This window comes from Paeniglutamicibacter sp. ORCA_105 (assembly GCF_045798545.1).
GTDB classification, from domain to species: domain Bacteria; phylum Actinomycetota; class Actinomycetes; order Actinomycetales; family Micrococcaceae; genus Paeniglutamicibacter; species Paeniglutamicibacter sulfureus.
The window spans coordinates 23,349-37,212 of the sequence record NZ_JBIXLM010000042.1; the positions used below are offsets into that span (position 1 = coordinate 23,349).

At 66.2% G+C, this 13,864-nt stretch carries 11 protein-coding genes; 5 read left to right on the forward strand and 6 right to left on the reverse strand.

Annotated elements, in window-relative coordinates; genetic code table 11:
* Window positions 1–41 precede the first annotated feature (41 nt).
* Complete coding sequence (locus tag ACIPUB_RS16885; protein ID WP_407608441.1) at window positions 42–1,871, forward strand: glycoside hydrolase family 15 protein; 1,830 nt, start codon at window positions 42–44, stop codon at window positions 1,869–1,871.
* Between the two features lie 23 nt (window positions 1,872–1,894).
* Here ACIPUB_RS16885 and ACIPUB_RS16890 read toward each other — a convergent pair whose 3' ends face one another.
* Window positions 1,895–3,073, reverse strand: coding sequence for a metallophosphoesterase family protein (locus tag ACIPUB_RS16890; RefSeq protein ID WP_407608430.1), 1,179 nt, complete (start codon window positions 3,071–3,073; stop codon window positions 1,895–1,897).
* Between the two features lie 383 nt (window positions 3,074–3,456).
* Between ACIPUB_RS16890 and ACIPUB_RS16895 the strand changes: the two genes are divergently transcribed.
* The gene (locus ACIPUB_RS16895) at window positions 3,457–3,831 is read left to right on the forward strand and encodes a VOC family protein (RefSeq protein ID WP_407608431.1); all 375 of its coding nucleotides are present in this window, start codon (window positions 3,457–3,459) and stop codon (window positions 3,829–3,831) included.
* A 110-nt stretch (window positions 3,832–3,941) separates the two neighbouring features.
* On the opposite strand, the gene ACIPUB_RS16900 is transcribed toward ACIPUB_RS16895, so the two are convergent.
* Entirely contained in the window at window positions 3,942–5,219 is a 1,278-nt protein-coding gene (locus ACIPUB_RS16900; protein WP_407608432.1) for an MFS transporter, read from the reverse strand.
* 143 nt (window positions 5,220–5,362) lie between these two features.
* On the opposite strand from ACIPUB_RS16900, the gene ACIPUB_RS16905 reads away from it, so the two are divergent.
* Window positions 5,363–5,911 (forward strand): acyl-CoA thioesterase, encoded by a 549-nt coding sequence (locus ACIPUB_RS16905; RefSeq protein WP_407608433.1) that lies wholly within the window; start codon window positions 5,363–5,365, stop codon window positions 5,909–5,911.
* A 31-nt stretch (window positions 5,912–5,942) separates the two neighbouring features.
* Here ACIPUB_RS16905 and ACIPUB_RS16910 read toward each other — a convergent pair whose 3' ends face one another.
* Entirely contained in the window at window positions 5,943–6,323 is a 381-nt protein-coding gene (locus ACIPUB_RS16910; RefSeq protein ID WP_407608434.1) for an antitoxin Xre/MbcA/ParS toxin-binding domain-containing protein, read from the reverse strand.
* A gap of 147 nt (window positions 6,324–6,470) precedes the next feature.
* Here ACIPUB_RS16910 and ACIPUB_RS16915 point away from each other — a divergent pair, with 147 nt between their 5' ends.
* A complete protein-coding gene (locus ACIPUB_RS16915; protein ID WP_407608435.1) occupies window positions 6,471–7,316 on the forward strand; it encodes an SDR family oxidoreductase in 846 nt (281 codons plus the stop codon).
* Between the two features lie 200 nt (window positions 7,317–7,516).
* A complete protein-coding gene (locus ACIPUB_RS16920) occupies window positions 7,517–8,941 on the forward strand; it encodes a DUF222 domain-containing protein (protein WP_407608436.1) in 1,425 nt (474 codons plus the stop codon).
* Between the two features lie 54 nt (window positions 8,942–8,995).
* Here ACIPUB_RS16920 and ACIPUB_RS16925 read toward each other — a convergent pair whose 3' ends face one another.
* From ACIPUB_RS16925 to ACIPUB_RS16935, 3 genes are read right to left on the reverse strand one after another with little or no spacing between them, the layout of a single operon-like run.
* A complete protein-coding gene (locus ACIPUB_RS16925; RefSeq protein ID WP_407608437.1) occupies window positions 8,996–10,288 on the reverse strand; it encodes a M20 family metallo-hydrolase in 1,293 nt (430 codons plus the stop codon).
* A 46-nt stretch (window positions 10,289–10,334) separates the two neighbouring features.
* Window positions 10,335–12,002: an amidohydrolase gene (locus tag ACIPUB_RS16930; protein ID WP_407608438.1), complete on the reverse strand. Its 1,668-nt coding sequence runs from the start codon at window positions 12,000–12,002 to the stop codon at window positions 10,335–10,337.
* Window positions 11,999–13,639 (reverse strand): thiamine pyrophosphate-dependent enzyme, encoded by a 1,641-nt coding sequence (locus ACIPUB_RS16935; protein WP_407608439.1) that lies wholly within the window; start codon window positions 13,637–13,639, stop codon window positions 11,999–12,001. Before ACIPUB_RS16935 ends, ACIPUB_RS16930 begins: the two co-directional genes overlap by 4 nt.
* Window positions 13,640–13,864 lie beyond the last annotated feature (225 nt).

Sequence of the window (13,864 nt, forward strand, 5' to 3'; positions counted from 1 at the left end):
CGTGGCAGCCAAAATCCCTTGTCTGGAGCAGACAAATACGATTGGGTGGGGCCATGGCCACATTGATCGAAGACTACGCCCTGCTCTCGGACCAGCGCACCGCGGCGTTGGTCTCACTCCGCGGTTCGGTGGACTGGTTGTGTTTTCCCCGATTCGACTCGGGATCCGTCTTCGCCGCCTTGCTGGGCACCAAGGAGAACGGCCGCTGGCTGCTGGCCCCGACCGAGGGCGAGGTTCTCAGCCGGAACTACCTTGACTCCTCCTTTGTCTTGCGGACCCTGTGGGGCAGCAAGTCCGGGCAGGTTCTGGTCACTGATTTCATGCCCATGGGCGACGGCGGTTCAAGCATCATGCGCCGCGTGGAGGGGCTTTCGGGGTCCATGAAGTTTGAGCACGAGCTGATCATCAGGTACGACTACGGCCAGGTCCTGCCTTGGATCCGGCGCAACTTCGATCCGGAGCGCGGCACCGAGTCGCTGGTCGCCGTCGCAGGCCCGCACGCCGCGGTGCTTCACGGCACCCGGCTCCCCAAGCCCAAGCACCATACCCACCGCGACGAATTCGTGGTCCGCGCGGGAGAATCCTACGATTTCGAATTCGCCTGTTACGCGGGCCACGTGGAGATTCCCGCGCCGAACGACATTGGCATGGCCATGACACAGACGGCGCGCCACTGGCGAGACTGGGCGGCGGACATCCCGCCGCACGGAGACCACGAGGCGCTGGTGCGCCGCTCGCTGCTGGTGCTCAAGGCGCTGACCCACCGCGAGACCGGCGGCATCGTCGCGGCCCCGACGACCTCGCTGCCCGAGTTCTTCGGCGGCGAGCGGAACTGGGACTACCGCTTCTGTTGGCTGCGCGATGCCGCACTGACCCTTCAGGTGATGATGACACACGGGTACGAGCAGGAGGCCCTGCAATGGCGCGCCTGGCTGCTGCGGGCCATCGCCGGTGACCTCCACACGGTGCAGGTGATGTACGGCGTCGGCGGCGAGCGCGAACTGCCCGAACGGATCCTGCAGCACCTGCCCGGCTACGGCGGGGCGAAGCCGGTGCGGATCGGCAATGCAGCGGTGTACCAATACCAGGGGGACGTTATCGGCGAGGTCATGGTGGCCCTGGACGAATTGCGCACCATGGGCGGACGCGAGGACCACTTCTCCTGGCCGCTGCAAAAGGCGATGATCGCGGACGTGATCTCGAACCTCGAGCGCAAGGACCACGGGGCGTGGGAAATGCGCGGGGACCCCCAGTACTTCACGCACTCGAGGGTCATGATGTGGGCGGCACTGGAAGCCGGGGTCCGGGCAGTGAGGCACCACGGCCAAACCGGTGACCCGAAGAAGTGGGAGACCGCACGCGATGCGCTGCGTGCCGAGATATTGGAGAAGGGATACAACGAGGAACTGAATTCGTTCACGCAGACCTACGACACCACCGAGGTCGATGCCTCCTTGCTGGTCCTCGCGCAGGTCGGGTTCGTCGACTACGGCGACCCCCGGATGCTCGGCACCGTGGCCCGGATCGAGAGCGAACTGCTGGGCCGGCACGGCTTCGTCCGGCGCTACCGGACCGAGGTCGGAACCGACGGGCTGCCGCCCGGGGAGTACACCTTCATGGTCTGTACCTGCTGGCTCATCGAGCAGTATGCCCATTCCGGGCGCCTCGACGACGCCCGGCGGCTTCTGGAGAAGCTCGCCGGGATCGTCAACGACGTGGGCCTGGTGGCCGAGGAATTCGATCCGGACACCGGCCACATGGCGGGGAACTTTCCCCAGGCGCTCTCGCACCTGGGGCTCATCCGTGCCGCCGACGCCATCGAGGAGGCCGCCGGGGCCCGACCGGCCAGGCCGCGCCGCGGCCCGAAGTAGGATCGCGGCGCGGCCTTCCGCTTTTAGCGCTTGGGGAGTGGCAGCGGCTCGGCGATCGGCTGGCCCTTGGGATCCATGTCGATGCCATAGTCCTTGGCGAAGAGGGCCCGGGTGCCGGTGTAGACGCCCTCGTGCTTTTCGTCGAGTTCAAAGACACGCGCACCGCGCAGGCTGTGCTCCTGGGCACCGCCCAGGCCATAGGTGCCGAAGCCCGTTCCCGGACCGTAGCCCAGCTCGATGCCGTAGTAATCACCCATGAAGGTGTTGATGTGGTCGTGCCCGCAATAAGCACCGCGCACGTCGCCGCGTTCCTGCATGGCGGCGAACAGGCCCGAGTTGAACGCCCCGACGTAGACGTCCTCGTTCTTCACGCCCACGATTCCGTGCTTCTTCACGGCCTTGGCGTGGTCCGCGTCGTTGGAGGTGAACTGGGATCCGAACCACATGTGGTGGTGCTCCCAGAGCGGGATGTGGAAGAACATCAACGACTGGACCTTGCCGTGCCGCACTTCGGTGGCACGGGAGGTCTCGCGGTACCAGTCGATCTGTTCCGGGCGGATCCAACCGTAGGACTTCAGACCCTCAAAGTCCTGGCCGCCGATCGTCTCCGGAGCGTAGCGTCCCGAGTCCAGCAGCCACACGCCGAAGGCCGGCTTGTTGCCCTGTGAGGAATTGATCAGCAGCTGGGAGTTCGAGGAGCCAAAGGTCTCGTCGTCCTTGGTGTTGACGTTGTGGTCGTAGCCGCGGATGAAGTCGAGGATCTTGGCCTCGGTCATCTTCGTGCCCTTCGACAGGGAATCCTCGTCGTGGTTGCCGAAGGTCAGCGCCCACGGGATCTTCCGTGATTCCATGGGCATCACGACGTTGTTGATGGCCTGCTTGACCTCCGTCGCGTTGGCGGGGGAGCCGTTGATGACATCCCCGTTGATCACCACGAAGCCCGGCTTCTCGGAGTCCAGCACGGCGTCCATGAGTTCAAGGGTGCGACGATCGGTCCGCGGACCGTCCTGGGTGTCGTTGAACTGGACGATCTTGAACTTGCCGTCCTGGCCGAACTTCAGTTTCGCGCTCACCGGGGACCCCTGCTTCTTGGGAGCAACGGCTGCGGCCGGACGGGCACCAACGGCAAGGATGCCGGTGACGGCTGCAGCCGTGCCGCCGAGCAGGATGCCGCGACGGGGGACTGAAGAGGAGGTTTTCATGGAGCGCCTTTCAAACGGGTAACGACCAGAGGGGAGTATCGAACGCGATGGCTCGAGGTCGTATACGAGACCTTAGAAAGGTTTGGTGTCTGGATGGTTAAGCCGCGGTGACGTCTAGGTTCCGCCAGGGTCGAGACGGACGTGGTGGCACCGAATGCTTGAGTTCACTTTGGGGTTTGTGCGCCGGAGTTCCCCTTGAACACCCGATCCCGGGCATGGAAGAATTCGTGATGTGCCCCAGATGGGTCGAGCATCCGACAATCTTGCACATCACAGGGCCCCTCAGCATCCGGTACACACCCGCGACTCTTCCTATGCCTGGCACCGGGCCGTGAGCTGCCTGAGTCCTTCGGAATTCCCGAATCGAGAAGTAGGAAAACACCATGGGCATTTCCTTCAACCACACCATCATTGCCGCCAAGGACCGCGAGGCCTCGGCGCAGTTCTACATCGACATAGCAGAGGCCCGCGGCGTCAATAGCTGGGGCCCGTTCACCAACGTCCAGCTGGACGACGGGGTCATGCTGCAGTTCGCCGAACCGCCCATCGACTTCCCGCCGCAGCATTACGCGTTCCTGGTCGACGACGACCACTTCGACCGCGCTTACGGGCGGATCCAGGAACGCGGGATCGAGCATTGGGCGGACCCGCAGCGGACCCTCCCGGGCCAGACGAACACGGAACACGGCGGGCGCGGCGTGTATCTGCTGGACCCGGCGGGCCACTACATCGAGTTCATCACCCGCCCCTACCTGTAGCGACGGGCTGCCGAAACGGCGGGAGGATCCGGTGCAGGACCCGGAGGGGCGGGAAGCCGCGTTGCGCCTTCGGCTTGCCGGAGCCCGTGGGCCCGGCAAGCCGACGCAAGTCAGGCATCCGTCGGTTGCGGTGCTGCCTCACGGTCGAGGGGATGCTCGATCTCATCCCGGTACATTCGCCCGGCGAACCAGGCAATGATTCCGATCACCGGAGATGCCACGCCCGCCACCACGAAGATCATCCACAGGGGAATGACCTCTGCAAGCGGTCCTGCCAGCGCCATGGACACCGGCATGAGGGCCAGGGAGACGAAGAAATCCAGGGAGGAGATCCGGCCGAGCATGTGGTGCGGCACGCGGCGCTGCAACAGCGTGCCCCAGATGACCTGTCCGAGTCCGCCGGTGATGCCCGGGATGACCATGATGATGGCCAGCGCCAGCGGTGTGCTGGTCAGCCCGATCAGCGCCAGCGGCAGCGTGCCGAAACCCCAGAACATGATCATGAAGGTGAGGTAGCGCCGGGGGAGCGGGAAGGAGGAGGTCACCATCGAGCCGATGGCACTGCCGATGCCGTAGGCGGCGAGCATGAACCCGAAGGTTTTGGCGTCCCCGCCCAGTTGGTCCTCCACGACGAAGGGCAACAGTACCTCGATGGGGCCGATGAAGCTCAGCACCGAGATGACGGCAAAGAGCAGCGTCCAGAGCAACCAGGGGGTGCCCACGGTGTAACCCACTGCCTCGCGCAGGTCAGCCAGGGCGCTTGGGCGCTTCTGGTTGGGTTCAAGGTGCGCGTCGTAGGCTTTGTGGTGCCCCAGCATGTTCAGGACCAAGAACGCGACAACGTGGCAGGCTGCGATCCCGACAACCGCCATTGACGGATTGAATGAGGCAACCAGCACGCCGGCAATGGCGGGACCCGCTGCCTGCTGCAGGACCGGACGGAACATTCCCTCCATGCCGTTGGCGGCCAGCAGGTCCTCTGCCGGCAGGATGCGGGGCAATAGCGCGGAATATGCGGGGAAGAAGAACGCCGCACCGGCGCCTTGGATGAAACCGGCCACGGCAAGGTGCCAGAGCTCCATGACCCCAGTGATGGCGAGCGTCGCCACGGTGGCCATCACGAGTAGCGAGACGGCCTCGACGAGAATGATGATTTTTCGGCAGCTGACCCGGTCGGCGGTAATGCCGCCAACAAGCACGAAGCCCAGCAGGCCCAGAGACGTTGCGGTGGCCACCACTGAAAGCTGGGCCGGCCCGCCACCCAGGTGCTTGACCTGGTAGACCATCGCCACCGCCCACATGCCATGGGCAAACACGCTGATGGCCATCGCGATGAGCAGGATGCGATAGTCGCGATGGGCGAAGGGTCGTAGCGCGCGCGGGGCCATGGTGGGGGATCCTGAAGATGGGTATGCGGGGTCAAAGCACGGTGGTGCCCATGACCAATTTTGCGGCCCGCCATTGATGAATGTCAATCACTAGCCGTGTGAGGTGGATGACAGTGAAGTTACTGGTGAGTAGTATGGGGTTCATGCATGCACTCTTTCGTCTCCTGATCCTGCTGGCCACGGCACGCAAACGCCCCAAGATTTCGATGTTCGATACCTCTTCCATGCCGATGCGCGCCCTGCTCACTGACATCGACATTGCCGGGCATATCAACAACGGGATGTACTTTTCCCTCTTCGATCTCGGTCGATTCGACCTGATGGTGCGTGCCGGGGTCTGGGACCAGATGAAGAAGAACAAATGGACACCGGTGGTCCAGTCCGAGACCATCACCTTCCGCAAGTCGGTGGTGTTCAACCAGAAGTTCACGCAGGAGACCCGGATCCTGGGCATGGACGAAAAATGCATCTACTTCGAGCAGCGGATGGTTGCCAACGGTGAGATCTACGTGCACGCGGTCATGGCCACGCGACTGCTTTCGAAGAACGGCCCGGTTGCCAACGAGGAGATCCTGACTAAGGCCGGCCTCAGGATGCCCGACGATTTGGTGCTGCCTGAGTGGGTCGCGCGCTGGCGCGTGGACACCGCATTGCCCGGTGCGCGCAGGCCTGCACCGCATCTTTGGGTCTGACGCCGGTACGTGCGGCAACCTCGCCGGGGTCTTATCGCTTCGCGGAGTGGGTCACCAGGGATTCGGCGGCATTCACGACTTGCTGTGCGTGCATCTTCGCAATGAAGTCCAGCGGCCGGTCGTCGTCCAGCAAGGGGTTGGCGGTTTGCAGCCAGGCGACAGCGGCCTGCGGGTCTTCCATGCTCTGCAAGGTCAGCCACACGCGGTAGCCCAGGCGCAGTCGTTGTTCCGTCACAGCATCCAGCTCGGTGCCCTCTGGATGTGCCCAGCGGTGCGGGGCCGTGCGGTCGGTGGTTCCGGAGATCACCTGCACCTGGGGTGCCCCGATGGCGTCGACGAGGGTGCGGACGAGATCGTGGATGTCTGACCGTGTTGCTTCCACGTACACGGCGCTGTGGTTCAACGTTTTCATGCTTCCAGCATCTCCCCGGCACGCCCGGAAATCCATGCCCGGCGGCACACCAAAACCCGCCACGGAGACCGGTGGTCCGCGGATGCCACGGCCCCGGGTGGATGGGCATCCTATGCGTGGAGACGGGTTCGGTGGTGGAATGTAACCATGAACCTCATTCCACCGCCGCTGGCCGTGACCGGGTCCACCGGGGAGCTCGGCGGCAGGGTCGCCGCACTGCTCAGTGCAGCCGGGGTCAAGCAGCGCCTGCTGGCCAGGACGCCGCGCAAGGCGCCGCCGCTTGACGGTGCCACGGTGCTGCAGGCCGCCTACGAAAACACTTCAGGCACGCGCACGGCACTGGCGGGGGCCGAGACGGTGTTCATGGTCTCCGCGTCCGAAAGCCGTGACCGGTTGGAGCAACATTGCGACTTCGTCGATGCGGCGGTTGCGGCCGGGGTGCACCACCTCATCTACGTTTCGTTTGTCGGCGCCGCCCAGGACGCGGTGTTCACCCTGGCCCGCGACCACTACGCCACCGAGGAATACATTCGGGCCTCGGGACTCCAGCACACGTTCCTGCGCGACAACTTCTATGCCGATTTCCTGCCGGGACTGGTGGGGGAGGACGGGGTTATCCGCGGGCCGGGCGGCGACGGCAAGGCCGCCGTGGTTGCCCGGGCCGACGTGGCGCGCACGGCAGCGGCGATCCTGCGCGAACCCGGCAGGCATCTGGGGGCGACCTACGAGCTAACCGGCCCCGAGGCGTTGTCCCTGCAAGAGGTCGCCAGCGTGCTGGGAAAGTTCGGCCCGCGCCCTGTCACCTACGTGGACGAGTCGGTCCAGGAGGCCTATGCCTCGCGGGCCTCCTATGGGGCTCCCCAGTGGCAACTCGACGCGTGGGTCTCCACCTACCAGGCAATCGCCACCGGTGCATTGGAACACGTCAGTGGTGACATTGAGCGGATCACCGGGCAGCCGCCGATGTCGCTGGCTCAGCTGCTGCGCTCCTAGCTGCGCGACCCCGTCCAGCTGGCGTGCACCAGTGTGTGTGTAAAACGAACGGTTCCCGGTCTTCTTTGCTGTCCGGCCGTGGATTGGGAGGACTTGTTGTGGCTGCCACTATGTTGTGTCCATTGCGGTGGATCGAATCTTTTTTCTAGTACTTGAAGCGATGGCTTCAAGCTGTCGGTGGTGTCTTCTATGATAGGGGTATGGCAGCGACGTCATCGAGCAGCGGTTCCGGCAGCATCCTGGATGTTGTCGACGAGGGACTGTCCTACGGGGCGCTTTTGGGTCGCGGGTTGGACATGGATGTCCTGATGGCCGAGTACCTCGTGCGTACCGGGCCCGATGGGGTGCGGGCCATGGCGCGGGCGGTGAACCTGGCCACGGCCCAGGACGATGACTTCGAATTGGTGGAAACCCTGGGTGCCTACGAGCACCTGAAGTCCGCGGTCGGCGCCAAGCAATCCGAGTTGGCGTGCACCCTGGGGGACGTTGTCGCCGCCGACCGGATCGGGCGAGGGGTGCGGGTCAAGAACCCGCAGTGGGGCGTGGGGGCGGAGGTGGGCCTGGCCCTGCACGCGTCCCAGCGTTCGGGGGCGAGGTTCCTGAACCGTGCCCGCATCCTCAACGAGGACCTGCCCTGCACCCGTCAGGGGCTGCGGGAGGGGACCATCAACTCGGAGGAAGCCAAGCTCATCGTGCGGGAAGTGCGGCGCCTGAAGCCGGTGAATCGCCGGGACATCGACCGGATGCTTTTTTGCGAGACCCACACCTGCTTCGGGCAGGGAGGCGCCAAGTTGCGGGAGATGATCCGCCAATGGGCGCTCATCCTTGAGCCGGAAGCCGAGGTGGACCTGGAGGAGCGTGCGATGAGGGAACGGCACGTGGAGGTGTTCCAGGTCGACCCGTGCCGGGTGAGGATCACCGGGATGTTCCCCTTGGAGTACGGGGCGGCCCTGTGCCAGGTTATGGCGCGTGAAATCGGCCGTGCCCAGGCTGCCGGGGACCCGCGGACCCAGGGGCAGGTTGCCGCCGACTTCTTCTTCGAATCCCTCACCGGGATCGGCGACCACACCAACATCCCCGTGGAGGTTAGCCTGGTGATGACCGACAGGACCCTGTACCAGGGTCACCCCGAACCGGCCGTGATCCCCGGCTACGGATACATCAGTGCCGCCAGGGCCCGCGAACTGTTCGCCGGGAACCCGGAAAACCCCCTGGACTCCTGGATCCGCCGCCTCTACACCGCCCCGGGCACCGGGGACCTGGTGGCCATGGACTCCAAGGCACGGCTGTTCACCGGCGGACTCAAGCGCTTCATCACCCTGCGGGACCGGTACTGCCGCACCCCGTACTGCAACGGGAAAATCGAGCACCTGGACCACGTGGTGCAGGTGTCCCGCGGCGGACCAAGCACCGCGGAAAATTCGGGCGGTCGCTGTCGCCTGTGCAACGCCGCCAAGGAAGCACCCGACTGGGAAGAACACACCGTCCCCGGCGACAGGCACACCATCCGCATCACCACCTCCAGCAGACACCCCTACACCTCAACCGCACCACCACTGCCCGGCACCCGCCAATACAACGTACGCCCGATCAATCCGGCGGACCGGCCACCCAGGCGCGAGTGAGCGCTTGTTCGTCCGGTGAGTGAATCAACGTGCTCAACGGCCGCAACAAGATGCCTAGGATACGAGGGACGAATTCGCTTCAGCATCCTGCATGTTTCCGGCAGGGGAAACAAAATCACCGCGCACCACGCGCAGGAGCACCTCGGCCAGCAGGTCCACCCCGGCGAGCATGTCCGCATCGTTCGTCAGCTCGCGTTCGTTGTGGCTGATGCCCTCGACGCTGGGAATGAAAAGCATGATGGTTGGGACAATGTCCTTCATGTTCGTCGAATCGTGGCCGGCAAGGGTGCGCACCACACCGTGGCGCAGGCCCAGCGAATCTGCCGCCTCGGCCGCAAGCTCCAACCCGGCCCGGTCGTAGGCCTTGGCCTCCCACACATGCTCGGCGCCGCGCTCGATCCGCACGTTGGCCATCTTCTCAATCCGTGCCACGCGGGCGTGCAGGTCCGCATCCGCGGTGGCCAGCACGTCGGGGTCGGTGGAGCGCACATCCACCAGCAGGTTCACGCGACTGGCAACCACCACCGGGGAGTTCGGGAAGACGTTGAACTCGCCGCAAGAGGTGATGACCATGTGCTCCTCGGTGGAGTGTTCCAGCGCGATTTCGCGTGCGGCAACCACCAGCGCGGAGGCACCCAGCAGTGCGTCCTGGCGGTCGGCGATAACAGTGGCGCCGGTGTGCGCCTGGTCGCCGTGCACCACGAACTCGTACTTGTTCGCGCCCCAGGTCGATTCGACCAGCCCGATGGTCAGGTCCCTGTCTTCCAATGAGCGTCCCTGCTCGATGTGGATCTCCACATAGGCGGCCACTGGCAACTCGAAGTCCCCGATGGTCCCGATGGCCTCCAACGCCTCGCGAACCGTGACTCCGTCGGGGTCGGTGGTTTCCAGCACCTGCGCGACCGGCAGCTTGCCGGTGTAGACGGAGCTGCCCATCATCGAGGGCTTGAACCGGCAACCCTCTTCGTTGAACCAATTGACCACCACGATGTTGAACTTCGCCTCGCCCCCGGCACCGGCCAGGGACTCCTGGACGCGCTTGGCTGCATGCGCCCCGGCCAGCACACCGTAGGCGCCGTCGAAGCGGCCGCCCAGCGGCTGGGAATCAAGGTGCGAGCCCACGGCAATCCATGGGGCGCCGGGAGCCAGCTCAAGCATCGAGTACTGGTTGCCGACCGCGTCGTAGCGCACGGTGAAGCCGTGCCCCTCCACCAAGCCGCGGAACCAGTTGCGGTTCTGCCCGTCGGCAACGGTGGCCGCTTGGCGGTCAATGCCGCCACCGGCGGTCGCGCCATGGGTGCTCATCGAGGTGAAATCGGCCAGGAATGCGCTGTTGTTCGACGTCATGGTGTCTCCTGCAATGTGGTTGTTCGGGGAGGGGGGGGATGGTGGTTCAGGCGGTGGCCAGCGCGTCGGTGTCGGCACGCGCGTGGCTTCGCCTGCCGCCGACGAAGGTGCCCATGACCTGGAGGTCAGAAATGTTCCGGGCCAGCAACGGGGACTCGGAGAGCACCACGAAATCGGCGAGCTTGCCCCGGGCCAGGGACCCGCGGTCGGCGAACAGACCGGTGGCCTTGGCTGCGTTGACGGTGTAGAGACGCAGCGCCTCAAGCGGGCTCAGGCATTCCGCCGCACCGCCGAGCACCAGGCCATTTTCGGTCAAGCGGTCCACGGCGGAGGCCATGGCGCGGCGCACGTTGTTGTCGGCCACCGGCAAGTCCGAGCTGCCTGCCACCAGGACCCCGGCATCCAGCAGCGACTGGCCCCGGTAGAGCCAGCCCTGTCGCTCGGGACCGACGAGCTTGGCGAACTGGTCGCCGAGCGGGCCGATGAAGGAGGCCTGCGGGGTCACCGCGATGCCGTGCCTGGCCACCGCCTCCACCTGGTCCGGGCGGGCGATGCCGAAGTGCTCGATGCGGTTGGGCAGCGCGTTGGGGCCGTGCTTTTCCTGCAGCCCGGAGATGATCTCGATGGCCAGGTCGATGGCCGCGTCGCCGATGGCATGCAGCGCCACGGGCCAGCCTGAGCGATAGGCAGCCGCCACACGTTCCCGGTATGCCTGGGGGTCATCGAGCAGGTAGCCGGTGTTGTGCTGGTGCCCGCAATAGTCCTCCGTCACCGCGGCAGTGGCGCCCAGGAGAGATCCGTCCATGAACACCTTGACCGGGCCCAGCGAAAGGTGCTCGTTGCCGAACCCCGCCGTGATGCCCAGGTCCAGTCCCATCCCGACCCCGGTGCCGTGGGCGTCGGCGGCGTGTGATTCCTGCCCGCGCAGAGCGTCGAGCGCCGGCATGAGCTGGGCGCGGGCATGGAGCTTCCCGGCGGCCAGCGCCTGCTGGTAGGCGGTGACTTCGATGGGGGAGTGGCCGATCCAGCCCCCGCCGATGCCTGCCTCGGTGAAGGAGGTGATGCCCTCGGCTGCGTAGCGGGCGGTCGCGGCATCTAGGGCCCCGACGATCTGCTCCACCGAGTAGGGCAGCAGCATCTTCTGGATGATCCCCTGGGCCGATTCCTCGACCAGTCCGGTGGGGTCACCCTGCGCATCGCGCACCACGGCGCCGCCCACGGGGTTGGCGAAGCCCGGCTCCAGCGCCCCGGCCAGTTTCAGTGTGGCGGTGTTGGTGATCGAGGCGTGCCCGGAGACGTGGCGCAGGTACAGCGGCCGGTCCCCGGTGATCGCATCGAGGCGCTTGATGTCGGGGAACACTCCGCCGTGGTTCTTGTGGTTGAATCCGGTGCCGTTGAGCCACACGCCCGGAGTGGCGGCGAGCCGGTGCATCTCGGATTCGAGCAGGGCATAGAGTTCCTCCAGCCCGCGTGCCGGCGACAGGTCAAGGGCCGCGAGCCCCAGCCCCCACCAGGTGGTGTGGCAGTGGGCGTCGATGAAGCCGGGGGTGATGGCCGCGTCGCCGAAGTCCTCGGTGGAATCGGCGGTGCAGCCCGCGAGGTCCTCGTCGAACCCCACGATGCGCCCGCCGATGATCCCCATCGCGCGTGCCGTCGGGCGCGCCTCGTCCATGGTCAGGATGGTGCCGGCGCGTACCAGCAGGTCGAGCCTCATGCGTTGGCCTCCGCGCGGTGCGCCACGGTGCCCGGGCCCATGGTGGACGGGTCGGTCTTCAGGTGCAGCACCGCCGGCAGCCCGCTGGCCAGGGCCCGTTCAAGTGCCGGGGCGAAGTCGGCGGTGCTTTCCACGAATTCGCCGTGCCCGCCGAAGGACTGAATCCACTGGGCGAAGTTCGGGTTGTCCATCGAGGTGCCCGAGGGCCGCTGCGGGTAGTGCTTCTGCTGGTGGGCCACGATGGTGCCGAAGATGCCGTTGTCCACCACGATAATGATCGGGGTACCGCCGTGGGCGAAGGAAACGGCCAGTTCCTGGGCGTTCATGAAGAAGTCCCCGTCCCCACAGATGGCCACGACGTGCCGCCCCGGGTGCATGATGCTTGCCGCAACGGCCGCCGGGACCGAAAGCCCCATCGCGCCGTTGCGCGGACCCACCAGGGACCTCGGTCCGTGGTGGGAGAGGTAGCGGTGGCCCCACAGGGTGGCGTTGCCGGCGCCGTAGGTGATGATCCGGTCGGCATCCAGTGCCGCTTCCAGGGCCTCGAACGCGACGCCCAGGTCAACGCCGGTGCCGCCGTCGGGTCCGGGACGGGTGAAGGCCAGCTGTTCGGTCCGAAGTCCCTCCATCCACTGGGCGCCGCGCGTTCCGCACAGGGAGTCGCCCGCGGGCAGCGCGGCGACAAACTCGGCGGGGGACACTCCCAGGTGGGCGTCGATCCGTCCGGCGTGGCCGATGAGCTCCGCGTCGTTGGAGACCACGATCGTCGGTGTTTCAAGTGCCGCCGAGTAGCCCTCGGAGAGCACATCGGAGCGGGTGCAGCCGATGAAGACCAGCAGGTCGGAATCGTTCAGCGCGGCGACGGTGCGCTCGGCCCGGCCGTAGCCCAGCCAGCCGGCGTAGGCGGGGGAATCGTGGTCGATCACGTCGTAGGCGCGCCAGTCGGCAAGCACCGGGACGTGGGCGGCTACGGCGAAGTCGGCCAACGCACCCGAGGTGCCCGCGTCCCAGCCGTCCCCGCCAACGATGATGGCAGGGCGCTGCGCGGCAGAGAGCATGGTGGCCAGCGTCCCCAGGCCGGTGGCGCCCGGGGCGGCCTCCGGCAGCGGGTGGACGGCGGGAACGGGGGAGTCGGTCATACGGACCAGCACGTCCTCGGGCAGACCCACCACCACGGGTCCCGGGCGGCCGGTGGAAGCCAGGCGCAGCGCGCGGGCCACCAGGTCCCCGGCCTGGTGCTCGTCATCGAGTACAAAAACGCCCTTGGCGGTGGTGGAGAACCAGCCCTCCAGGCTGAACTCCTGGAAGGAGTCGCGGCCGCGGTCGGCCAGCGGGACCAACCCCACGAAGAGCACCATGGCCGTGGCGTCCTGCCAGGACGTGTGGATGGCGATCATGGCGTTGGCGGCGCCGGGTCCGCGGGTGACCATGGCGATGCCCGGCACAGACCCCAGCCTTCCCTCGGCCAGTGCCATGAAACCGGCTCCGCCCTCGTGGCGGGTGACCACGGTGTGGATCGAGGAGTCGTGAAGGCCGTCGAGGACATCGAGGTAGCTTTCCCCCGGGACTGCGTAGACGCGGGAGACGCCGTGGGCCTCGAGGGTCTGGACGATGAGGTGGCCGGCCGAGGTGGTCATGTGCTGTGGTGTTCCTTTGTGGTGGAGCGTGAAGAGGATAGGGGGGGGTCTTTCGGGGGGGGCCCCCCCCCCGCCCGGGGGCCCCCCCGCCCCGGGGGGGGGGGCCACGCCACCGGCGGGACAATCCCCCGCAATGTGACTCCTCGCTACACTGAAGGCATGGACCAGCACCCCGGCGCTGACGTATTCCCCGACCCCGACAGGGCCCCGGGCAAGGAACTCATG

What these genes read in the sequence shown, in the direction of transcription:
- ACIPUB_RS16910 (WP_407608434.1), bottom strand. Translation starts at nt 6,323, where the DNA reads ATGAAAACGTTGAACCACAGCGCCGTGTACGTGGAAGCAACACGGTCA.
- ACIPUB_RS16905 (WP_407608433.1), top strand. Translation starts at nt 5,363, where the DNA reads ATGCATGCACTCTTTCGTCTCCTGATCCTGCTGGCCACGGCACGCAAA.
- ACIPUB_RS16890 (WP_407608430.1), bottom strand. Translation starts at nt 3,073, where the DNA reads ATGAAAACCTCCTCTTCAGTCCCCCGTCGCGGCATCCTGCTCGGCGGC.
- ACIPUB_RS16930 (WP_407608438.1), bottom strand. Translation starts at nt 12,002, where the DNA reads ATGAGGCTCGACCTGCTGGTACGCGCCGGCACCATCCTGACCATGGAC.
- ACIPUB_RS16895 (WP_407608431.1), top strand. Translation starts at nt 3,457, where the DNA reads ATGGGCATTTCCTTCAACCACACCATCATTGCCGCCAAGGACCGCGAG.
- ACIPUB_RS16925 (WP_407608437.1), bottom strand. Translation starts at nt 10,288, where the DNA reads ATGACGTCGAACAACAGCGCATTCCTGGCCGATTTCACCTCGATGAGC.
- ACIPUB_RS16920 (WP_407608436.1), top strand. Translation starts at nt 7,517, where the DNA reads ATGGCAGCGACGTCATCGAGCAGCGGTTCCGGCAGCATCCTGGATGTT.
- ACIPUB_RS16900 (WP_407608432.1), bottom strand. Translation starts at nt 5,219, where the DNA reads ATGGCCCCGCGCGCGCTACGACCCTTCGCCCATCGCGACTATCGCATC.
- ACIPUB_RS16915 (WP_407608435.1), top strand. Translation starts at nt 6,471, where the DNA reads ATGAACCTCATTCCACCGCCGCTGGCCGTGACCGGGTCCACCGGGGAG.
- ACIPUB_RS16935 (WP_407608439.1), bottom strand. Translation starts at nt 13,639, where the DNA reads ATGACCACCTCGGCCGGCCACCTCATCGTCCAGACCCTCGAGGCCCAC.